15 protein-coding genes are annotated in these 21528 nt (G+C 69.5%); 6 read left to right on the plus strand and 9 right to left on the minus strand.

Annotated elements, in window-relative coordinates:
- The first annotated feature begins 42 nt into the window (after positions 1 to 42).
- Genes AB0L37_RS10295 through AB0L37_RS10315 form a run of 5 tightly spaced genes read left to right on the plus strand, consistent with a single transcriptional unit; the run spans position 43 to position 7572 of the window.
- Positions 43 to 3729 (plus strand): nitrate reductase subunit alpha, encoded by a 3687-nt coding sequence (locus tag AB0L37_RS10295; protein WP_365502431.1) that lies wholly within the window; start codon positions 43 to 45, stop codon positions 3727 to 3729.
- Positions 3729 to 5345 (plus strand): nitrate reductase subunit beta, encoded by a 1617-nt coding sequence (narH, locus tag AB0L37_RS10300; protein WP_365502433.1) that lies wholly within the window; start codon positions 3729 to 3731, stop codon positions 5343 to 5345. The genes AB0L37_RS10295 and narH overlap by 1 nt, the downstream gene beginning before the upstream one ends.
- On the plus strand, positions 5342 to 5950 hold the full coding sequence (gene narJ / locus AB0L37_RS10305) for a nitrate reductase molybdenum cofactor assembly chaperone (protein ID WP_365502435.1): 609 nt from the start codon (positions 5342 to 5344) through the stop codon (positions 5948 to 5950). Before narH ends, narJ begins: the two co-directional genes overlap by 4 nt.
- A complete protein-coding gene (gene narI / locus AB0L37_RS10310; protein WP_365502436.1) occupies positions 5947 to 6669 on the plus strand; it encodes a respiratory nitrate reductase subunit gamma in 723 nt (240 codons plus the stop codon). Before narJ ends, narI begins: the two co-directional genes overlap by 4 nt.
- A gap of 39 nt (positions 6670 to 6708) precedes the next feature.
- Positions 6709 to 7572 carry a helix-turn-helix transcriptional regulator gene (locus AB0L37_RS10315; protein ID WP_365502438.1) on the plus strand — a complete coding sequence of 288 codons (864 nt, stop codon included), beginning with the start codon at positions 6709 to 6711 and terminating at the stop codon, positions 7570 to 7572.
- Positions 7573 to 7628: 56 nt separating this feature from the next.
- On the opposite strand, the gene dnaK is transcribed toward AB0L37_RS10315, so the two are convergent.
- The 8 genes from dnaK to AB0L37_RS10355 form a co-directional block, all read right to left on the minus strand.
- Complete coding sequence (gene dnaK / locus AB0L37_RS10320; RefSeq protein WP_365502440.1) at positions 7629 to 9470, minus strand: molecular chaperone DnaK; 1842 nt, start codon at positions 9468 to 9470, stop codon at positions 7629 to 7631.
- Positions 9471 to 9560: 90 nt separating this feature from the next.
- Positions 9561 to 10742, minus strand: coding sequence for a Gfo/Idh/MocA family oxidoreductase (locus AB0L37_RS10325; RefSeq protein WP_365502442.1), 1182 nt, complete (start codon positions 10740 to 10742; stop codon positions 9561 to 9563).
- Positions 10739 to 12391: a hypothetical protein gene (locus AB0L37_RS10330; protein WP_365502444.1), complete on the minus strand. Its 1653-nt coding sequence runs from the start codon at positions 12389 to 12391 to the stop codon at positions 10739 to 10741. The genes AB0L37_RS10325 and AB0L37_RS10330 overlap by 4 nt, the downstream gene beginning before the upstream one ends.
- A 54-nt stretch (positions 12392 to 12445) precedes the next feature.
- Positions 12446 to 13372 carry a carbohydrate ABC transporter permease gene (locus AB0L37_RS10335; RefSeq protein ID WP_365502738.1) on the minus strand — a complete coding sequence of 309 codons (927 nt, stop codon included), beginning with the start codon at positions 13370 to 13372 and terminating at the stop codon, positions 12446 to 12448.
- 5 nt (positions 13373 to 13377) lie between these two features.
- The gene (locus tag AB0L37_RS10340) at positions 13378 to 14274 is read right to left on the minus strand and encodes an ABC transporter permease subunit (protein WP_365502740.1); all 897 of its coding nucleotides are present in this window, start codon (positions 14272 to 14274) and stop codon (positions 13378 to 13380) included.
- Between the two features lie 359 nt (positions 14275 to 14633).
- Positions 14634 to 15059: an OsmC family protein gene (locus AB0L37_RS10345; RefSeq protein ID WP_365502446.1), complete on the minus strand. Its 426-nt coding sequence runs from the start codon at positions 15057 to 15059 to the stop codon at positions 14634 to 14636.
- A 55-nt stretch (positions 15060 to 15114) separates the two neighbouring features.
- Entirely contained in the window at positions 15115 to 16914 is a 1800-nt protein-coding gene (locus AB0L37_RS10350) for a hypothetical protein (protein ID WP_365502448.1), read from the minus strand.
- On the minus strand, positions 16911 to 17972 hold the full coding sequence (locus AB0L37_RS10355; RefSeq protein WP_365502450.1) for a MoxR family ATPase: 1062 nt from the start codon (positions 17970 to 17972) through the stop codon (positions 16911 to 16913). Before AB0L37_RS10355 ends, AB0L37_RS10350 begins: the two co-directional genes overlap by 4 nt.
- Positions 17973 to 18264: 292 nt before the next feature.
- Between AB0L37_RS10355 and AB0L37_RS10360 the strand changes: the two genes are divergently transcribed.
- Positions 18265 to 19902 (plus strand): DUF6345 domain-containing protein, encoded by a 1638-nt coding sequence (locus AB0L37_RS10360; protein ID WP_365502452.1) that lies wholly within the window; start codon positions 18265 to 18267, stop codon positions 19900 to 19902.
- A gap of 214 nt (positions 19903 to 20116) precedes the next feature.
- On the opposite strand, the gene AB0L37_RS10365 is transcribed toward AB0L37_RS10360, so the two are convergent.
- A complete protein-coding gene (locus AB0L37_RS10365) occupies positions 20117 to 21493 on the minus strand; it encodes an amino acid permease (RefSeq protein WP_365502454.1) in 1377 nt (458 codons plus the stop codon).
- Between the last annotated feature and the right edge of the window lie 35 nt (positions 21494 to 21528).

Here is a 21528-nt window from a genome sequence, read left to right on the forward strand (position 1 = left end):
CGCCCTTACCGTGCGACAGACGGGACAGTGAGGGAGCACACGGTGACAGACACGACGCGCACCCCGACCGAGCCGGACGCTGCGCTGCTCAGGGCCGGGCGGTTCTTCCGGAAGGGAACGGCCTCCCCCGACCTGCACAGCGTGCGGATCAAGGGCGGCCGGGACGGGGACGTCTTCTACCGGGACCGGTGGAGCCACGACAAGGTGGTGAACTCCACGCACGGCGTGAACTGCACCGGTTCGTGCCGCTGGAAGGTGTACGTCAAGGACGGCATCATCACGTGGGAGACCCAGCAGACCGACTACCCGAGCGTGGGCCCCGACCGCCCCGAGTACGAGCCGCGGGGCTGTCCGCGAGGGGCGGCCTTCTCCTGGTACACGTACTCGCCGACCCGCGTGCGCTACCCGTACATCCGGGGTGTGCTCCTGGAGCTGTACCGGGAGGCGAAGGCCCGCCTGAAGGACCCGGTCCTCGCGTGGGCCGACATCCAGAACGACCCGGAGCGGCGGCGCAGGTACCAGCTCGCGCGCGGCAAGGGCGGCCTGGTGCGGGCCACGTGGGACGAGGCCGTGGAGATCGTCGCGGCCGCGCATGTGCACACCATCAAGACGTACGGGCCCGACCGCGTCGCCGGCTTCTCCCCCATCCCCGCGATGTCGATGGTGTCGCACGCGGCCGGGGCCCGGTTCATGTCGCTGATCGGCGCTCCGATGCTGTCGTTCTACGACTGGTACGCGGATCTGCCGGTGGCGTCGCCGCAGGTCTTCGGCGACCAGACGGACGTACCGGAGTCGGGTGACTGGTGGGACGCCGCGTATCTGATGATGTGGGGGTCGAACGTCCCCGTGACGCGTACGCCCGACGCGCACTGGATGGCGGAGGCCCGTTACCGCGGCCAGAAGGTGGTCGTGGTCGCGCCGGACTACGCGGACAACGCGAAGTTCGCCGACGAGTGGCTCCACCCGCACCCGGGCACGGACGGCGCGCTGGCCCTGGCGATGGGGCACGTGATCCTGAAGGAGTTCTTCGTCGATCGCGAGACGCCGTTCTTCACGGACTACGTCAAGAAGTTCACGGACCTGCCGTTCCTGGTGACGCTGGAGGAGCGCGACGGGGCGTACGTGCCGTCGAAGTTCCTGCGCGCCTCGGACCTCGGGCAGGGCGGTGAGGGCGCCGAGTGGAAGACAGCCGTGCTCGACGAGGCGAGCGGGCAGCCCGCGGTGCCGAACGGCTCGATGGGCTTCCGCTGGACGGAGTCGGGCAAGGGCAAGTGGAACCTCGAACTGGGCAACATCAAGCCGCAGTTGAGCCTGCACGGCAGTGACGTGGCAAGCGGCGTCGAGGTGCTGCTCCCCCGCTTCGACACCGACGGCGGCACGCACGGGCAGGGCCGCGGCGACGTCGTGCGGCGCGGTGTCCCGGCGACCCGGCTCGGCGGTCAGGACGGCCCGCTGGTCACCACCGTCTTCGACCTGCTGCTCGCCCAGTACGGCGTCGGGCGCGACGGGCTGCCCGGCGCGTGGCCCTCGTCGTACGAGGACGCGGCCACCCCCGGCACCCCGGGCTGGCAGGAGGCGCACACGTCGGTCCCGGCCGCCAAATGCGTGAAGATCGCACGGGAGTTCGCGCAGACGGCGGAGAAGTCGCGCGGACGCTGCATGATCCTGATGGGGGCCGGGACGAACCACTGGTTCCACTCGGAGACCATCTACCGGGGTTTCCTCTCGCTGCTCCAGCTGACCGGCTGCCAGGGCAGGAACGGCGGCGGGTGGGCGCACTACGTGGGCCAGGAGAAGTGCCGCCCGGTGACCGGGTGGGCGTCGCTGGCCTCGGCGAACGACTGGTCGCGGCCGCCGCGGCAGATGATCGGCGCCGCGTACTGGTTCACCAACACCGACCAGTGGCGCTACGACAAGTTCGGCGCGGACGTGCTCGCCTCGCCGCTCGGCAAGGGTGCCTTCGAGGGGATGACGGGCGCCGACTGCCTGGCCCTGTCGGCCCGTTCGGGGTGGATGCCGTCGTACCCGACGTTCGACCGCAGCCCGCTCGTCCTCGGCGAACAGTCCGTGGAGGACACCGTCGCCGAACTCAAGGCGGGCACCCTGAAGTTCGCCGTCGAGGACCCGGACGCCCCGGAGAACTGGCCGCGCGTCCTGACCCTGTGGCGGGCGAACCTGCTCGGCTCGTCCGCGAAGGGCGCCGAGTACTTCACCAAGCACCTCCTCGGCACGCAGTCCTCGCTGAGGGCCGAGGAGGCAGCTCCCGACGAGCGCCCCACGACCGTCACCTGGCGCGACGAGGCGCCCGAGGGCAAGCTCGACCTCCTGCTCTCCCTCGACTTCCGCCAGACGTCGTCGACGCTCCTGTCGGACGTCGTGCTGCCCGCCGCGACCTGGTACGAGAAGCACGACCTGTCGTCGACCGACATGCACCCGTACGTGCACTCGTTCACGCCGGCGGTGGACCCGCCGTGGCAGGCCCGCACCGACTTCGACACGTTCAAGGTGCTCGCGGAGAAGCTCTCCGAGCTGTCCGTGCACCACCTCGGCACCCGCAAGGACCTGGTCGCGGCGCCGCTCCAGCACGACACCCCGGGCGAGATCGCGCAGCCCGGCGGCGTCGTCCTCGACTGGCGCAAGGGCGAGTGCGAGCCGGTGCCGGGCAGGACGATGCCGAACCTGGTGGTCGTCGAGCGCGACTACACGGCGATCGGCGCGAAGTTCGCCGCGCTCGGCCCGCTGGTGGAGCAACTGGGCCTGCCCGCCAAGGGAATCGCCCTCCACCCCGACCAGGAGGTCGAGGAGCTGCGCCAACGCAACGGTGTCGTGCGCGGCGGCCCCGCCGACGGGCGACCGGCCCTCGACACCGCGGTCAAGGCGGCCAACACCATCCTCGCCCTGTCCGGCACGACCAACGGCCGCCTCGCCACCCAGGGCTTCCACACCCTAGAAGCCCGTACGGGCCAGGAGATGGCGCATCTCGCCGCCGAGCACGAGGGCAAGCGGATCACGTACGCGGACACGCAGGCCGCGCCCGTGCCGGTGATCACGTCGCCCGAGTGGTCGGGCAGCGAGGCGGGCGGGCGCAGGTACACGGCGTTCACGCTCAACACCGAGCACCTCAAGCCGTGGCACACGCTCACCGGGCGTCAGCACTTCTTCATCGACCACGACTGGATGCACGAACTCGGCGAGGCGCTGCCCGTCTACCGGCCGCCGCTCGACATGAACCGGCTGTTCGGCGAACCGCGCCTCGGACCCGACGGCGAACACGAAGTGACGGTCCGTTACCTCACGCCGCACAACAAGTGGTCCATCCACTCCGAGTACCAGGACAACCTGTTCATGCTGGCGCTCTCCCGCGGCGGCCAGTCGATCTGGATGGCGCCGCAGGACGCCGACGCGATCGGTGTGAAGGACAACGACTGGATCGAGGCGGTCAACCGCAACGGTGTCGTCGTCGCCCGCGCGATCGTCTCGCACCGCATGCCGGCCGGCACCGTCTACATGCACCACGCGCAGGAGCGCACGGTCAACGTCCCCAAGGCGGAGACCACCGGCAAGCGCGGCGGCATCCACAACTCGCTGACCCGCCTGATCCTCAAGCCGTCCCATCTCATCGGCGGCTACGCCCAGTTGAGCTGGGCGTTCAACTACCTCGGCCCGACGGGCAACCAGCGCGACGAGGTCACGGTCATCCGCCGCCGCTCCCAGGAGGTTCAGTACTGATGCGCATCATGGCTCAGATCGCGATGGTCATGAACCTCGACAAGTGCATCGGCTGCCACACCTGCTCGGTCACCTGCAAGCAGGCGTGGACCAACCGCAACGGCATGGAGTACGTCTGGTTCAACAACGTCGAGACGCGCCCCGGGCAGGGCTATCCGCGCCGCTACGAGGACCAGGAGAAGTGGCGCGGCGGCTGGGAGCTGAACAAGAAGGGCGCGCTCCAGCTCAAGGGCGGCGGCCGGTTCAAGAAGCTCCTCGGCATCTTCTCCAACCCGAAGCTGCCGGAGATCAAGGACTACTACGAGCCCTGGACGTACGACTACAAGAACCTCACCGAGGCCCCGCTCGGCGACGACTACCCGGTGGCGCAGCCGCGTTCGCAGATCACCGGCAAGCCGATGAAGATCGAGTGGTCGTCGAACTGGGACGACAACCTGGGTGGTGCCACGCAGTACGGCGACCTCGACCCCATGGTGCAGAAGACCCGCGAACAGGCCGCCGAGAAGGTGAAGTTCGCGTTCGAGCAGACCTTCATGTTCTATCTGCCGCGGATCTGCGAGCACTGCCTGAACCCCTCGTGCGTGGCGTCCTGCCCGTCGGGCGCGATGTACAAGCGTGAGGAGGACGGCATCGTCCTCGTCGACCAGGACAGCTGCCGCGGCTGGCGGATGTGCGTGACGGGATGCCCGTACAAGAAGGTCTACTTCAACCACCGCACGGGCAAGGCCGAGAAGTGCACGATGTGCTACCCGCGCGTCGAGGTGGGTCTGCCCACCGTCTGCTCGGAGACGTGCGTGGGCCGCCTGCGCTACCTGGGCGTGATCCTGTACGACGCCGACAAGGTGACGGCCGCGGCCGAGACGAAGGACGACAAGGCGCTGTACGAGGCGCAGTTGGGCGTCTTCCTCGATCCGGAGGACCCGGGGGTGCAGCGGGCCGCCGAGGAGGCCGGCATCCCGTTCGACTGGATGGAGGCGGCGCGCCGCTCCCCCGTGCACGCGCTGATCAGCAAGTACAAGGTGGCGCTCCCGCTGCACCCGGAGTACCGGACGATGCCGATGGTCTGGTACATCCCGCCGCTCTCCCCCGTCGTCGACGCGCTCAACGAGACCGGTCACGACGGCGAGGACCACGCGAACCTCTTCGGCGCGATCGACACCCTGCGCATCCCGCTCGAGTACCTGGCGGAGATCTTCACGGCGGGCGACACCAAGCCGGTGCGCGCGTCGCTGGAGAAGCTCGCGGCGATGCGCTCGCACATGCGGGCCATCAACCTCGGTGACCGGCCGGAGAGTTCGATCGCCGAGAGCGTCGGCATGTCGGCGATCGAGATCGAGGAGATGTACCGGCTGCTCGCCATCGCCAAGTACGAGGACCGGTACGTGATCCCGACCGCCGCCGTCGGTGACGCGAAACGCCTGGAGGAGTCGGCGCTGCCGGACTCCTGCTCGCTCGACTACGAGGACGGGCCCGGCATGGGCGGCGAGGGCCCCTTCGGCGGGGACTCCGGGAACACGGTCGCCGACGGCCGCAAGCTGCTGCCCGTCGTCTCGGTCGAGACCTTCCACCTGACCAAGGAACGCCAGACCGCGGACAAGCCGGAGGAGACCCCATGACGGACCGGACCGCGCTGCTGTACCAGGCGGCGGCGCTCTGTCTCACGTATCCGGACGCCGAGTTGTACGAGCGGCTGCCCCTGGTGCGGGCCGCGGCGCCCGGGCTCGGCGCGTTCGTCGACCACGCGGAGGCCACCGGCGAGCAGGAGCTCGCGGCCCACTACGTCCGGGTCTTCGACTTCAAGAACCGGCACAGCCTGTATCTGACGTGGTGGCGCGACGGCGACACCCGGCGGCGCGGTATGTCGCTCGTGCAGATGAAGGAGGTCTACCGGGAGCACGGCATGGAGTTCACGGGCGAGGAGCTGCCCGACTTCCTGCCGGCGGTCCTGGAGTTCTCCGCGCAGGCCGGGCCGTTCCTGCTCGAAGAGCACCGCAGCGGCCTGGAGTTGCTGCGGCTCGCGCTGACCGAGCACGGCACGCCGTACGCGACCGTGCTCGACGCCGTGTGCGCGACGCTGCCGGGGCCGACGCCCAAGGACCGGGCCGCGGCGCTGGCGCTGGCCCGCTCGGGTCCGCCGCTCGAAGAGGTGGGCCTGGAGCCCTTCGGGCTCGCCGGGTTCCGCGAGGAACTCCCCCTCTTCGTGAAGGAGCCCACCCCGTGACCACGCTGATCTGGGGCGTGCTGCCCTACGTCGCCGTCGTCCTGCTCGTCGCGGGCACGATCTGGCGCTACCGCTACGACAAGTTCGGCTGGACGACACGCTCGTCGCAGGTCTATGAGTCGAAGCTGCTCAACATCGCCTCGCCGATGTTCCACTACGGCATCCTGTTCGTCCTCGCCGGACACATCGTGGGCCTGTTCATCCCGATGTCCTGGTCCGACAAGGTGGGCATCAGCGAGCACACGTACCACCTGTTCTCGCTGTACGGCGGCACGGCGGCCGGCCTCATGCTCGTGGCGGGCATCGCGCTGCTGCTGTACCGGCGCCGCACCAAGGCCCCCGTGTTCCGCGCGACGACCCGCAACGACAAGCTCATGTACCTGGTGCTGCTCGCGGCGATCGTCCTCGGCATGGTCGCCAAGCTGACCCATGCCACCGGCGACGGCTACAACTACCGTGAGTCCATCGCCCCGTGGGCCCGCAGTCTGTTCACGCTGAGCCCGGACACGTACCGGATGGACGGTGTGCCCGTGCTGTATCAGATTCATGCAGTAGTGGGCATGCTACTCATCGCACTGGTACCGTTCACGCGGCTCGTGCATATGTTCAGCGCACCGGTGCAGTATCTGTTCCGCCCGTATGTGGTCTACCGCAGCCGCGACCAGCGGCGCCTGGGCCCGCGGCCGGAGCGACGGGGGTGGGAGCGCACCGGCTCGTAGCCGCTGCTCGTCGTATACCGGCACGTGGGGAGACGTGACGTGAGTGAACGGCGACCCGCCCCCACCGTGGGCCAGGTCGTTCTCGGCCGACGGCTGCGCGACCTCAGGGAGGCCGCGGGGCTCAAGCGTGACGAGGCGGCCCGCTCGCTGCGGGTGACCGGCGCCACCATCCGCCGGATGGAGACCGCCGAGGTCGCCCTCAAGATCCCTTACGTACAGATGCTGTTGGAGCTGTACGCGATTCCCGAGCGGGAGATCGAGGCGTTCGTCGCCCTCGCCGAGGAGGCGAACCTGCCGGGCTGGTGGCAGCGCTACCACGACGTGCTGCCCGACTGGTTCAGCCTGTACGTGTCGCTCGAAGGCGCGGCCGAGATGATCCGCGCCTACGAACCGCACTTCGTGCCGGGCCTGTTGCAGACGGAGGAGTACGCGCGGGCCGTCTTCGACGCGGGCACGGTGGGCCGCTCGCACCCCGACGACGTCGAGCGCCATGTCGCGCTGCGCATGGCCCGTCAGTCGCTGCTCACCCGGGAGGACGCGCCGCGCCTGTGGGTCGTCATGGACGAGACGGTGCTGCTGCGGCCGCCGGGCGGCCCCGCGGTCCTGCGCGGCCAGCTCGACCGGCTCATCGAAGCGGCCCGTCTCCCCCATGTCACGCTCCAGATAGCCGAGTTCGCCTCGGGCCCGCACCCCGGCACGTACGGCCCGTTCACCCTGTTCCGTTTCCCTGTACGGGAGCTGCCGGACATGGTGTACAGCGAGTACGTCACCGGGGCGCTGTACCTGGACTCGCGCGACGAGGTGGGCGCACACCTGGAGGTCCTCGACCACTTGGTGGCCCAGGCGGCGGGGGCGGAGCGCACCCTTGAAATCATGGAGAAGTGGCGGTCGCGGCTCAATTAGAGCCCCTGCGGCGATTGAGCAGCGGGGCCCGGGACGGAGCCCCGTGACGACGCCCCCTAAGAGGCCGCACCCTTCTCATCATCCACGATCTCCGCATCGACCACGTCCTCGGACGCCTCGTCCGCGGACGGCGACGACGACGCACCGGCCCCTTGATACATCGCCTGCCCCACCTTCTGACTGACGGTGGCCAGCTTCCGCACCCCCTCCCGGAGGGCGTTCGTGTCCGGCGGATCAGCGGCGAGCAACCCCTTCAACTCCCCTGCGGCGTCCTCGACTTCACCCCGCACCTCCGGCGGTACCCGTTCCTCGTTGTCCCGCAGGAACCGCTCCGTCTGGTACACGAGCTGCTCCGCCTCGTTGCGGGCCTCGGCGGCCTCACGGCGCCTGCGGTCCTCCTCCGCGTGGGTCTCGGCCTCGCGCATCATCCGGTCGATGTCGTCCTTGGGCAGCGCGGAGCCGCCGGTCACCGTCATCTTCTGCTCGCGCCCGGTGGCGAGGTCCTTCGCCGACACGTGCATGATGCCGTTGGCGTCGATGTCGAAGGTGACCTCGATCTGCGGGACGCCGCGCGGCGCGGGCGGCAGGCCGGTGAGGTCGAAGACGCCGAGCTTCTTGTTGTAGGCGGCGATCTCCCGCTCGCCCTGGAAGACCTGGATGCCGACGGACGGCTGGTTGTCGGCGGCGGTGGTGAAGATCTCCGAACGCCGGGTAGGAATGGTCGTGTTGCGCTCGATGAGCTTCGTCATGACGCCGCCCTTGGTCTCGATGCCGAGCGACAGCGGCGTGACGTCGAGCAGCAGCACGTCCTTCACGTCACCGCGGAGGACACCGGCCTGCAAGGCAGCCCCCACGGCGACGACCTCGTCCGGGTTGACGCCCTTGTGCGGGGCCTTGCCGGTCAGCTCCCGTACGAGATCGGTGACGGCGGGCATCCGCGTGGAGCCGCCGACCAGGATCACGTGGTCGATGTCCTTCAGCTCGACCCCCGCGTCCTTCACCGCCTGATGGAACGGCTTCTTGCAGCGGTCGAGCAAGTCTGCTGTCAGCTCCTGGAACTGAGCGCGCGTCAGTTTCTCGTCGAGGTGCAGCGGGCCTTCGGCGGACGCGGTGATGTACGGCAGGTTCACGTTCGTCTCGCTCGACGACGACAGCTCGATCTTCGCCTTCTCGGCGCCTTCGCGCAGCCGCTGGAGCGCCATCTTGTCGGCCGCGAGGTCGATCCCGTACGCGTTCTTGAACTGCCGTACGAGGTGGTCGACGACGCGCTGGTCCCAGTCGTCGCCGCCGAGCCGGGTGTCGCCGTTGGTGGCCTTGACCTCGATGACGCCGTCGGCCATCTCCAGGAGCGACACGTCGAAGGTGCCGCCGCCCAGGTCGAAGACGAGGACGGTCTGCTCGCCGCCCTTGTCGAGGCCGTAGGCGAGGGCGGCCGCGGTCGGCTCGTTGATGATGCGCAGCACCTTCAGGCCTGCGATCTCACCGGCCTCCTTGGTGGCCTGGCGCTGCGCGTCGTCGAAGTAGGCGGGCACGGTGACGACGGCGTCGGTGACGTCCTCGCCGAGGTAGGACTCGGCGTCACGCTTGAGCTTCTGCAGGACGCGGGCGGACAGCTCCTGGGCGCTGTAGCGGTGGCCGTCGATCGTGCCGCTCTCCGGGAAGTGCCAACTCCCGTCGCCCATATGGCGTTTGACGGAACGCGCGGTGCGCTCCACGTTCGTGACGGCCTGCCGCTTGGCGACCTCGCCGACGAGCACTTCCTTGTTCTTGGCGAAGGCGACGACGGAGGGGGTGGTGCGCGCGCCCTCCGCGTTGGCGACGACGGTGGGCTCACCGCCCTCCAGTACGGCCACCACCGAGTTCGTCGTGCCGAGATCGATACCGACCGCACGCCCCATGACGCGTCCCCTCTCACAACAGCAGGCCCGCTCAAGTGTTGTCCTGGAAACCAGCACAAAACTTGAGCGGGCCTACGTCAAGGGGGCGAACTACCGTGCGCCCGGCTGCCCGTTCACGAAGTGGGCGAGCAACTGCGGGTCGAGCGGCGGCACGTCGTACGGGGTGCCGCCCTCCCGAAGCGAGCGCGTGGCCAGGGCCCCCGCGGCCACGCTCATCCGCGCCGCCACCGGGTTCGTGTCCGTGAGCCCGCCGTCCCGGGCGAAACGGCAGAACTCGTCGACGATGCTCTCGTCGGCGCCGCCGTGCGAGCCGGTGGCGTCCGGCACGCGGTGGACGGCGTCGGCATCCGACCGGTAGGCGCTCGGCCCGGTGTTCCACACCCGCACCTCGTCGCCGGGCCGGTCGCCGAAGTTCTCCAGGCGGCCCTCGGTGCCGATGACGGTGTAGTTGCGGAAGTAGTCCGGGCTGAAGTGGCACTGCTGGTAGGCGGCGATGACGCCGTTGTCGAGGCGCATGTTCATCACGGACACGTCCTCGACGTCCACGACGTGGTGCAGGTCCTTGCGCTCGGCCGGCGGCCAGTCGAAGTCGCGCAGCCAGCCCTCGGGGCGCGGGGTGTCGGGCTCGCGGCGCGGCAGGTCGCCGTAGACCATCAGGTCGCCGAGCGCATTGACCCGCTGGGTGTAGCCGCCGGCCAGCCAGTGCACGACGTCGATGTCGTGCGCCGCCTTCTGGAGCAGGAGGCCGGTGGTGCGGCGCCGGTCGGCGTGCCAGTCCTTGAAGTAGTAGTCGCCGCCGTAGCTGACGAAGTGCCGTACCCACACGGTCTTCGGCTCGCCGATGTCGCCGCGCGCGATGATGTCGCGCATCGTCCGTACGACGCCCATGTGCCGCATGTTGTGCCCGACATAGAGCCGGGTGCCGGTCTCGTACGCGGTGCGCAGGATGGTGTCGCACTGCTCGACGGAGATCCCCAGCGGCTTCTCCACGTACACCGGCTTGCCGGCGCGCAGCACGTCACAGGCGATGGCCTCGTGGGTGTCGTCGGGGGTGGCGACGATCACGGCGTCGATGTCCGGGGCGTCGAGCAGCGCCCGGTGGTCCTCGAAGACCGCCGCGCCCTCGTACCAGTCGGGCACCTTGGCCCGCACGGCCGGGTCGAGGTCGGCGACGGCCGCCACGACCGATCCGCGTCCCGGCCGGTGCGCGGCGGTGGCGAGGTTGCGGCGCAGGCCGAGGCCGATGACGCCGATCCGCAGGTCGTCGCTCACTTTGCCCCCTTGGCGATGGCCTGCTCGTACTCGCGGCGCATGGCGTCACCGGCGGTGCGGCGCCACTTGGGCAGCACCTCCTTCTTGAAGGAGGACAGCGGCTTGCGTCCTGCGACGATGTCCTTGATGGCGGTGTAGACCTCGTCGCTCGCGGACGCGCCCTTCTGTGCGAAGGTGTCCGAGAAGAAGCCGGTGGTCGGATTGGCCCTGGCTATCTTCATCAGCTCGGTCTGAGCCTGGTGGATGGAGCGCGTGACATCGGGCTTGCCCGGCAGGTAGAGACTTTCCGGGGCGTTGCCGAAGAAGTTGATGGCTTGCCGAGTCGTGAGCACTTCGGCATTGCCCTTCTGATTCAGCTGCACATCCCCGTCCTTGGAGCGGGTGTGGTGCGTGCCCTCGATGCCGTTGTCCAGGAAGAGCCGCTCCTCGGTTCCCATGGGGGCGCTGAGGTAGTCGAGCACCTTGAGGAGCGTGGGGATACGGGACTTGGGGACGTTGTTGTTGATCGCGGTGAAGCCGACCGAGCCGTAGCCGTAGCCCCAGGTCGGTGACATGCCCTTCTCCGCGGCGAACGGCACGACGATCTTCTCCGGCCAGTCGTACATGTTGCTGTCGTTGAGGAAGCCGGGGAAGGACTGGACGTGCAGTCCGAGGAAGCCGCCCTCCATCTTCTCCAGGGTGGTGGCCAGGTTCGGGTCCGGCCAGAACAGCTGCGCCTTCTGGCACTTGAGGGCGAACTCGATACCGGCGATCAGCTCGTCCGTCTCGAAGTAGTGCGTGAGCTTGCCCCCGTCCAGACGCCAGCTGTTCGGTGCGCCGTGCCAGTAGGCGAACTGCAGGATGTGATTCACGTAGGCCGGTTCGAGAACGTATTTCTTGCGCTTGACGTCGAGAAGCTCCTTCGCCTTGTCGAAGAAGTCCTGCGCACTCTCGAATTCCGTGCCACCGACCGGCTTCCAGAAGTCCTCGTTGGCGACATAGACCTGGCCCATGCGCCCGTACGGAACCGCGTACCCCCAGATCTTCCCGTCGATGACGGCGGTCTTCCACGCGTACCCGGGGATGTTCGCCAGGTTCGGGTACTTCTTGACGGCGTCGCCGGAGAGGTACGGGGTGAGGTCGTGGAACTTGGCGCGGAGCAGGTCGGGGACGTTCTTGAGGCCCTGGTTCGGGGGGAACCACATCAGGTCGGGGAGGTCGCCGCCCGCGATGGTGGCGTTGAACTTCTCGCGGTAGACACTGTCGGCGCCGAGGCCGTTGACGATGGTCATCCGCATCTCGGAGCCGAGCCGCTTGTTCAGTTCCTGCCAGTACGCGTTGCGGTTCATCGCCGGGGCGGGCGTCGTGAACGTCTCGGTCAGGGCGGTGATCGGCTTGCCGTCGCCGGGGGCCTTCGCGGCGCTCTTGACCAGGTCCTTCGGGTAGCGCAGATACGCCGGGTCGAGACCCTGCGCGTTGCCGGGGAGGTCGGGGGCGGGCACCTTCGCCGGTACGTACGTGGGCAGTCGCAGCTTGGCGGAGGCCTCGGCCCCGCCGCTCGTCGTCCCGCCGTCGCCGCACGCGGTGAGCAGTCCGCCGCCCGCGACGGTCAGGCCGGCGACACCGGCGGCACCGAGGAATCCACGGCGGTCGATTCTGCTGGAAGGCATGGTTCTCCTAAGGAAAGGTGAACAGGGAGGCTTTGTACGGGATATGAGGGGCCGTCAGGCCTTGACGGCCCCGGTGAGCACGCCCTTGACGAAGTACTTCTGCAGGAAGGGGTAGACCGCGACGATCGGCAGCACGGCGAGCATCAGCACCGCCATGGACAGCGCCGTGGTGGCGGGCAGGACGCTGACGCCGAGCGCCTTCGCGTTGAAGGTGTCGCCCTGGATGACGTACGAGCGCAGGATGACCTGGAGCGGAAGCTTGTTGGAGTCGTTGATGTACAGCATCGCGTTGAAGAAGCTGTTCCAGTACGTGACCGCGTAGAACATGCCGACCACGGCGATCACGGCCTTGGAGAGCGGCAGCACGATCCGGCACATGATGGTGAGCTCGCCCGCGCCGTCGAGCCGGGCCGCCTCGTGCAGCTCGTCGGGTATGCCCTGGAAGAAGGCGCGTACGACGATGACGTTGAAGGCGTTGAGCATGATCGGCAGGACCATGGCGCCATAGGTGTCGATCATCCCGAGTTCCTGCACGACCAGGTAGTTGGGGATGACGCCGGGCGTGAAGAGGAAGGTGCCGACGACCACGAGCAGCAGCGGCTTCCCGGCGAACGTGCCGGGCCGGGAGAGGCCGTACGCGAGGCACACCGTGCACAGCAGGCTCAGGGCGGTGCCGACGAGGGTGACGCCGACGCTGACCGTCGCGGCGCGGGTGACGACGCCGCCGGCGAGGACGACGCGGTAGGCCTCCAGGGTCGGGTGCTCCGGGAAGAGGACGTAGCCGCCGTTCGCGGCGAGTTCGGCCTTGCTGGAGAGGCTGGTGCCGATCGCGAGCAGGAACGGGTAGCCGACGGCCACGATCATGGCCAGGATGACGACCAGTTTGAGGGTCTGGCCCGCCGGGCTCGGCGGCTCCATCCAGGCGGGGCGGCCCGTTCCGCGACGGGTGGCGCGGCGGCGCAGGAACTGCGGGGCGGACATGGTGCTCACTGGTAGACCCCCTGCTCACCGAGGCGGTGGGCGACCTTGTTGGCGGCGACGATGAGGACGAAGCCGATGACGCCCTTCATCAGTCCCGCGGCCGTGGACATGCCCCAGTCGCCGTCGACGACTCCGTGGAAGTAGACGTACGTGTCGAGCACTTCGGAGGCGTCCGCGCCGACCATGTCCCGCTGGAGCAGGACCTGTTCGAAGCCGACGGAGAGGATGTCGCCGAGCCGCAGGATGAGCAGCATGATCATCACGGGCCTGATGCCGGGCAGCGTCACGTGCCACATGCGGCGCAGCCAGCCGGCGCCGTCCATCGCCGCGGACTCGTACAGGCCCGGGTCGATCGAGGCCATCGCGGCGAGGAAGATGATCGCTCCCCAGCCGGCGTCCTTCCAGATCGACTGCGAGGTCAGCAGCAGCATGAAGGTGTCGGGGTTGTTCATGATGTTGCCGACGTGCAGCCCGTGGTCGTTCAGGAGGCTGCTGACCGTGCCGACGCCGCCGAAGATCTGCTGGAAGAAGCTGACCACGACGACCCATGACAGAAAGTGCGGCAGGTAGACGATGGTCTGCATCAGACGCCGCGTCTTGGTGCTGATCAGCGAGTTCAGGAACAGGGCGAGCAGGATCGGGGCCGGGAAGTAGAGCAGCAGCTGGACGGCGCCGATCTGGAGCGTGTTCCACACCGCCGTCCAGAACTCCGGCTCCTGGACCAGGGCCTGGAAGTTGTCCAGGCCGACCCAGACGCTGTGCATGAAGCCCAGATAGGGCTGGTAGTCCTGGAACGCCGTGACGTTGCCGGTCAGCGGCAGGTAGAAGAACACCGCGAAGTACGCGATGCCCGGGACGCACAGGAGCAGCAACATCCGGTCGCGGCGCAGGCGTTGACGGATCGTCGCCTTGCGCTGCGTGCTGCCGGTGCCGTGGTCCGGCCGTGCTGAGGGTGGATCGGCAGGCCGGGGCACGACCTTGCCGGGTGATGTGGACGCGGGAGCCGTCACATGCACCTCCGACATCGAGGGTGGCGGGGTGGGGCCGCGGGGCTCCGAACACCGGCCCGCGAGGCGTGCGTGAATCTTGCACCACAGACGCCTGCATGACAATAGGTGCTTGAAACTTGCTCTGTTCTTGCAGTTTCGAGCACATTACCGGGCTACGACACCACCCTCGCGACCTGCGCTCATGACAGTGCCCCGGACCCGCAGCGGGGGTCCGGGGCACTGTCGCGCGCACCTGACGGTGCGTCAGAGGGTCAGGCCAGCTTGGCCGTCAGGGTGATGGTGGTGCCGGTCAGGGCCTGGCTCACCGGGCAGTTCTTCTTGGCGTCCTCGGCCGCGGCCTGGAAGCCGTCCTCGTCGAGGCCCGGGACGGTGCCCTCGACGATGAGGTGGATGCCGGTGATGCCCTCACCCGGCTGGAACGTCACGTCCGCCGAGGTGACCAGCTTGGTGGGCGGGGTGCCCGCGCCGGACAGGCCGTGCGAGAGCGCCATGGAGAAGCAGGACGAGTGCGCGGCCGCGATCAGCTCTTCCGGGCTGGTCTTGCCGTTCGCCTGCTCGGCGCGGGAGGGCCAGGACACGGGCTGCTGCCCGATGCCCGACGAGTCGAAGGTGACGGTGCCGCTGCCCTCGAGCAGGTTGCCTTCCCATACGGTGTGCGCGGAGCGCGTGGTAGCCACGATGGTTCCTTCCGTTTCGGACGGGTCTATGACCACCATCCGATCACATCCGCCCTCACCGCACCCGGAACACAGGACCACGCGCCGTGAACGGCAGTCTGCCGCCCTGCGGGATCAGGTACGCGTACTCGCGCGGCACCCGCAGGACGTCGCAGTCACCGTCCGTGATGATGAGCACCGGCGCGCCCGCGGGGAAGTCGTCGGCCCGGCGCAGCAGGTCGATACCGGGCTGCAGGACGGTGCCGCCGCGACCCTTGACCCGGACCCGGCCCGCGATCTCCGTCACCGGGACGTATCCGGCGTCGTACGGGGCGCTGTCGCAGAAGACGACCCGCGCCGCGGGCACGTCGCGGGCCTCGGCGTACGAGGCGATCGCGCCGAGCGCCTTGCCGAGCAGGGTGCGGCTCATCGACCCGGACGTGTCCAGGACGACGCCGAAGGTGCAGCGGGCGATCTCCTCGGGCGGGAAGTAGCGGCCCGCGCGCGGGATGCCGGGCGTGGATGCCTGGCGGCGGGACGGGCGGGCGTAGGTGCGCACCGGCTCGGGGCGCGGCACGAACTCGTCGAACCAGCGCGCCAGTTGGGCGTCCCACGGCACCGGCGGATGGGCCAGGGCGCGGATCTCCTCGATCAGGCCGAACGGGATCAGGCCCCGCTCGCCGCGACTCCGGTGCAGGTCGAAGCCCTGGACCAGACCGCGCCGGTAGAACTCGTCGAGGTCCACGAAGTCCCGTACGGGGCCGAGCGGTTCGCCCAGGATGTCGCCGCGGCCCTTGCCGCGCAGGGTCGCGAGGCGCCGCTTGGTCCGCAGGTCTGCGGCGATCAGGTCGTAGACCTCCTCGGCGGACAGGTCCTTCAACTCCGGGTCGTACAGCAGCCCTTCGGGCATCTCGCCGACGCGCATCTCGCGCAGCCAGCCGTTGATGACGTAGTCGGCCGCCACGTTGAAGAGGTACGGGTCACGGGCGCCGCGGCGGTCGCCGTGGCGCAGGGCGGCGTGCAGCATCTCGTGGCCGAGGATGAACCGCCACTCCTCGTCGGTGTGACGCTTGAGCGGGTTGATGTAGATCTCGCCGAGGTCGGCGTTGACAGCGGCGACGGAGATGTCGTGAGCACGGGCCAGTTCGGCGTCGGCGACGACCGTCATGCCGGCCGCGATCCCGCCGAGCAGCGGGTACGAGGACACGAACCAGCTCAGGGCGCGCTCCCAGGAACGCTGCGGCACCCGCTCGCCCTTGATGTCGTCGCGCCGGCCGCCCGCGACGTCCATGGCGGCGGACACCGTACGGGTCAGGGCGTGCGCGAACCCGGTCTGCCAGTCGGGGGCCGCGGTCCAGCCGAGCCAGGGCTTCAGGACCTGGTCGGGGGCGGTGCCGCCCGCGCCGCAGTGCGCGTACGCGGGCGGGATGCCGTCGCGGCGCCAGCGCGCGGCGAGCTGCTCCTCGTCGCCGCCCGGGAAGGCGGCGGGCAGGCCGTCCGGCGGGCGGCCCACCGGGAACGTCTGCTGGAAGCGGTGCACGACCACGCAGCGCGCCGCGAGCTCGTACGTGTCGGGCTGCACGCGCGTGCCCTCGGCGGCCGGGACGTGGCCGAACCCGAGGTGCAGCAGGCAGTGCGCCAACGCCCAGGCCCACTCGGCGGGTTCGGCCCGTCGTGTGGGGTGGACGTGGATGCGGCCGTTCGAGTCGGCCGTCGCCCAGCCGTTCGGCGGCGCGGAGCGGCAGCCGTCGCGGCAGAACGACGCCTCCAGCGCGTCGAGCGCCGGATTGGCCCGCACCAGCGCAAGTCCCTTGAGATAGGCCTCGGTTGACGGGTCGGGCCGCCGCTCTTGAGCGCTCTTGGAACCGCGCGTCATCGGCGGGCCTCCACCAGACGCGGCATGTCGCGGGCCGCCTCGACCAGGAACCAGGCGGGCAGCAGCGGGTTGCCGTCGGCGTCGTCGGCGATGACCGTCTGGGCCACCTCGACGGAGATCTCGGCGAGCTGCACGAGCAGCGACTTGGCGCGGTACGCGGTCTGGCGGACCGACGGCGACGCGTGCTCCTTGGACGCCGGAAGGTCCTTGACGAGGCGCCCGCGGAACGACTCGGCGAGGTAGTACAGCAGGTCGCGGTCCTCGATCCGGTGCGGCCAGCGGGCGTCGCCCTTGAGGATCGCGTCCAGACCGAACCGGCTGCGCACAATCTTCGCGTAGCCGCAGAAGGCGACCGCGTGCGCCGGGGTGAGCGTGCCGTGCGCGAGGACCTTCAGGGTGTCCTCGTCCAGCGTCGGCCCGAAGCTGTGCAGGGCGTCGCTGAGCATGTGCCAGGAGCGGGGCGTGGAGAACGGCTCCTCGGTCTTCGGCGGCTTGGACCACAGGTGGTCGGGGCGGTCGGTCAGGTGGTCCTGGATCCAGGGGTGGATGCCGGCGCCCGCGGCCCAGCGCAGCCAGTCCGCGGGCGAGGCCTCCAGGTGGACGTGGGCGAGGCGGTTGATCAGGGCCGAGGCGATGGGGCGGGCCAGCGCGTTGTCCGTCGCGCGGTTGCCCGCGCCGATCACGATGGACCCCTCGGGCAGCTCGTAGTTCCCGATCCGGCGGTCCAGGATCAGGGAGTAGAACGCCTTCTGCACGTCCGGCGTCGCCGCGTTCAGCTCGTCCAGGAACAGGCAGTACGGCTCGTCGCGGGCGATGGCCTCCGGCGGGCAGAACACCGAGCGCCCGTCACGGATCTGCGGCACCCCGATGAGGTCCTCGGGGGCCAGCTGCGTCCCGAGCAGACTCACGCACTCCAGCCCGAGCGACTCGGCGAAAGCCCTTACCAGGGAGGACTTTCCGATGCCGGGGGCGCCCCAGATGAAGACCGGCCGCACGGTCGCGAGACCGAGCAGCAGCTCCGGGATGCGGGAGGGCGTGACCGTGACGGCAGCCTGCACGTACTGACTCCAGGGAGAGTGAGGGAGGTGTTCGAGCGGGGCGCGCTGGTGCGCGGCCTTCCGCCCGAACAGTGTGGGACCGGGCGGTCGGCACCCGCACCTGGATTTCCGGCGTGTGCCCCTTCCACGTACCACCGGAGCCACCCCCTCCAGAGCGACGCGAGGGGAGCCGGAACATGCCCGTGGCGGGGTCACCATGGCCGGAATGCGCGCTGGGCAAGACGGCACGGCGGTGACACTTTGAGGCCCCCCAAGTAGGGGATTCTCACGGGGTTTCGCAGGGGGTTCGACCATGCGCATGATCTACGCGGACCGAGGTCCGTCACCACTGGAGACCGGCAAGCCCGGCGCCACCGACCGCGACTCGACGTTCGGCTGGTGGGGCGCGTTCAGCATCCAGAAGTTCGTGAACCAGAACCCGCTCTCCCACACCCACGAGGACGCGACCGGCTGGCTCGCGTACCTCCAGCAGTTCTACGACCGGAACTTCTGGTTCGCCGACAGCGGCGTACAGGTGTGGGCGTACGAGGAGACGTACGACAACTGGCAGGACAGGTACGGCGTGGACGCCGTCGTCGCCGCGTACCACTCGGGGCACGGCGGCATGGACGGCAACGGGGTGTTCTTCGCGCCGCTCGGCGGCACGTGGGACAACCGCTCGGACGCGGTCTCCAACCGGATGGCGTTCGGCAACGAGAAGGCGAACTACGTGTTCTGGTCGACGTGCAACTCGCTGCGCGTCCTCGACGGCCACTCCCCCATCCGTACGTGGGCGGGCCCCAACCTCGGCTCCCGGATGATCTTCGGGTTCGAGACGACGAGCATCGACAGCCCGGACTACGGCAAGAAGTTCTGGGAGAAGTGGCGTGCGGGCCAGACGTTCTGCGACGCGTGGCTCAACGCGAGCTGGGACATCTACCACGGCCAGGCCCCGTCGGTCGCTGCCACCGGCGCGACGCAGGCCGAGGCGCAGAACCGGCTCAACTCCGAGCGCAACTTCTATCGCGAGCACGTCTCCGACGCCTGGTACGTGTGGCGCTGGTACTACGCCCGCGAGGGGCTGCGCGACCCGCTGACGCAGGCGCCGGCCGAGCCGCAGATCGTGCAGCTCGCGCCGCGCGACCCGAGCGACGAGCTGACCAGGCTGGGGCAGCTGGCGCACTTCCCGTCCGCGGCGCTCCAGGAGGTCCAGGTCGAGCGGCAGGGCGTGCTCAGCGCGAGCTCCGGCGACCGGTACGTGTCGACGGCGCCGCAGGCGGTGCGCTGGGTGAAGCTCGCCGACGCCAACCACCGCAACACGCGGCAGCTGCCGACCGAGCGTGCCGTCGAGCTGGCCCGGCAGTTCGCGGAGCGACACGCAGAGAACACTGACGGCGCCGAGCTGGTCGTGGACGGCGTGCACGACCTCATGCAGAACAGCGGCAAGAAGGACGGCTCGCAGATCGGTGAGCCGGTGTCGCTGGAGACGCACGTCACGTTCCGGCAGGCCTTCGACGGCGTACCGGTGATCACGCCCGGGCGCGGCGAGTTCCGCGTGGCGCTCGACAACGACGGCACCGTCGTCCAGGCGACGCTGTCGACGCGGCGGGCCACCGGTGAGTTCCGCACGCCGAGTTCCGCGGTCGCCCCGCCGTCCGGCAAGGGTGCGCAGGCGCAGCGTTCGCCGGGTGCGCGTGACCCGCGTCAGGCGCTCGACGAGGCGCAGCAGCGGCGGATCGCGCATCTGACGGCGATGGCGTCGGACAGCGAGCGCTCGGCTGCCGAGATCGAGTCGCGGCTCGAGGTCAGGGATGTGCCGGGGACGCTCGAGGTCGGTTACGAGATCGAGGGCAACGAGGCGTATCCCGCTGCGCGGAAGCTGGTCGAGCTGGGGTCGCGTGACTCCATGTTCAAGAAGCTGAGGTGGGTTGTGGCGCCGCTCGCCCGCTGATCTGCCGGGTTCTGTTTCGTCGGCGGCTGCGGGTGCGTCGTGGCTGGTCGCGCAGTTCCCCGCGCCCCTGAGGCAGCGGCTTCGCCGCGCCTCCCCTGAAGGCTGAGCGGCTACGCCGCCCAGCCTTCGTCGGGGAAATGCGCGCGAAGCGCAGGCATTTCAGGGGCGCGGGGAACTGCGCGACCAGCCCCCACTCACCCGCAGACGAATCCGATCACCCCGAAACCCGTTGCCGGCGCGCCGCCATCCACGCGTACACCAGCACCCCGACGAACAGGAACAGCACACCCTGGTACACGGCCGCGTACCCCGCCCCGCCGACCAGCCACATCGAGAAGCCGAACGCGGCGAGGGCGAGGATCATGTCGCGGGCCAGACGGCCAGGACGCACCTTGTGGCCCTGGCCCGAGAGCAGGAAGTAGATCTGCGCGGCCGTGGCCAGCAGGTACGGGACGGTCGCCGTGAACGTCGTGACGAGGACGAGGGTCTCGAAGACGCCGGCCGAGCCGACCGTGTAGTTGTAGATCGTCAGGAGCGAGGCGAGCGTCACGGCGACGATCACACCGAACGTCGGGATCCCGCGCCGCTTGCGCGTGAAGGCCGCGGGGAAGAGCCCGTCCTTCGCGGCGGCGTACGGCGTCTGGGCGCTGAGCAGCGTCCACCCGTTGAGCGCGCCGATCATGGAGACGAGCGCGGCGACGGCGACGGCCGTGCCGCCCCACGTGCCGCCGAACATCGCGTTGACCGCGTCGGAGAACGGCGCCGTGGAGTTCACCAGCCGGTCGTGCGCGACGGTGCCGAACACCGAAAGGGTGGACAGCAGGTACAGGAGCGCGGCGAGCCCGGTGCCGATGACGGTGGCGCGGCCGACGTTGCGCTGCGGGTCGCGGACCTCGCCGGCGCTGACGGACGCGGACTCGACGCCGAGGTAGCTGAAGAGCAGGATCGCCGCGGACGCGGAGACCGCACCGATCGCGGAGTCGTCCGTCGCCCGGAAGGGACCGAGGTTGTCGGCCTGGAAGAAGAAGAGCCCGCCGACCGCGACGAGCAGCAGCGGCGCGAACTTCAGCACGGTGGAGACCAGTTGGACCGCGCCGACGTACCGGGTCCCGGCGAGGTTGGCGAGCGCGGGCAGCCACTGGCACAGCAGTGCGGCGACGATCGTCCAGAACGTCGAGCCGTGGATGGGCAGCAGCACATCGAGGTAGCCGACGGCGGCGACGGCCAGGGCCGCGTTGGACACCCACGTGGTGATCCAGTACGACCAGGCCGCCAGGAACCCGGCGAAGTCGCCGAACGCCTCACGCGCGTAGACGTACGGGCCGCCGGTCTGCGGATGCCGGTTCGCGAGCCGGCCGAAGACGAGGGCGAGCGCGATGGCGCCGACGGTCAGGACGGCGAAGGCGACGAGGCTGATCGTGCCGTACGGGGCGACGGAGGCGGGGAGCAGGAAGATGCCGCCGCCCACGATGTTGCCGATGACGAGGGCCGTGGCGACGGGAAGACCGAACTTGCGGGCGTGCCTGCTGCCCTCGTGCTGGTCCGCTTCCCCGGCCGGAGCCGTCTGCGGTGCGGTCCCGGAGTCGTGCATGGGGTGGTGCGCCTCTCATCGTGCCGACGCCGCCT

Origin of the sequence: Streptomyces sp. NPDC052225 (assembly GCF_040679615.1) — a bacterium.
Classification (GTDB): Bacteria; Actinomycetota; Actinomycetes; order Streptomycetales; family Streptomycetaceae; genus Streptomyces.

Excerpts from the sequence above, each read along its gene's own strand:
- narJ (WP_365502435.1), top strand. The coding sequence starts at position 5,342 with ATGACGGACCGGACCGCGCTGCTGTACCAGGCGGCGGCGCTCTGTCTC.
- dnaK (WP_365502440.1), bottom strand. The coding sequence starts at position 9,470 with ATGGGGCGTGCGGTCGGTATCGATCTCGGCACGACGAACTCGGTGGTG.
- AB0L37_RS10330 (WP_365502444.1), bottom strand. The coding sequence starts at position 12,391 with ATGCCTTCCAGCAGAATCGACCGCCGTGGATTCCTCGGTGCCGCCGGT.
- narH (WP_365502433.1), top strand. The coding sequence starts at position 3,729 with ATGCGCATCATGGCTCAGATCGCGATGGTCATGAACCTCGACAAGTGC.
- AB0L37_RS10360 (WP_365502452.1), top strand. The coding sequence starts at position 18,265 with ATGCGCATGATCTACGCGGACCGAGGTCCGTCACCACTGGAGACCGGC.
- AB0L37_RS10350 (WP_365502448.1), bottom strand. The coding sequence starts at position 16,914 with ATGACGCGCGGTTCCAAGAGCGCTCAAGAGCGGCGGCCCGACCCGTCA.
- AB0L37_RS10365 (WP_365502454.1), bottom strand. The coding sequence starts at position 21,493 with ATGCACGACTCCGGGACCGCACCGCAGACGGCTCCGGCCGGGGAAGCG.
- AB0L37_RS10335 (WP_365502738.1), bottom strand. The coding sequence starts at position 13,372 with ATGTCCGCCCCGCAGTTCCTGCGCCGCCGCGCCACCCGTCGCGGAACG.